Source organism: Burkholderia sp. SIMBA_051 (genome assembly GCF_046534915.1).
GTDB lineage: Bacteria > Pseudomonadota > Gammaproteobacteria > Burkholderiales > Burkholderiaceae > Burkholderia > Burkholderia ambifaria.
Genome location: NZ_JAWRXS010000521.1, coordinates 1 through 258, shown reverse-complemented (window position 1 = coordinate 258; position 258 = coordinate 1). Strand labels below are relative to the sequence as shown.

The following is a 258-nucleotide window of genomic DNA, read 5'->3' as shown; positions in this document are numbered from 1 at the left end:
ACCATCTGCCACGCGACGGGCCCCGCCCCCGGACGCACGAATTGCGGCAACAGCCCCGAACAGAACAGCAGCGCCTTCGGGTTCAGCAGATTCGTGAACAGCCCTTTGACAAACGCCGTCCGCAACGCGCCGTCCTCGTCTGTCTGCACGCCGCTCGACGGCAGCGCGAACATGGGTGAGCGGAAAATCTGCACGGCAACCCACGCCAGATAGATCGCGCCGCCGTAGCGCACCACTTCGTAGAGCCACGGCGCGTTG

The 258-nt window shown here is 65.5% G+C and carries 1 protein-coding gene; it reads right to left on the bottom strand.

Annotation, left to right across the window (positions count from 1 at the left end):
* The coding region (locus SB771_RS35555) for a LysE family translocator (RefSeq protein WP_410722113.1) at window positions 1-258 on the bottom strand (258 nt) is incomplete at both ends.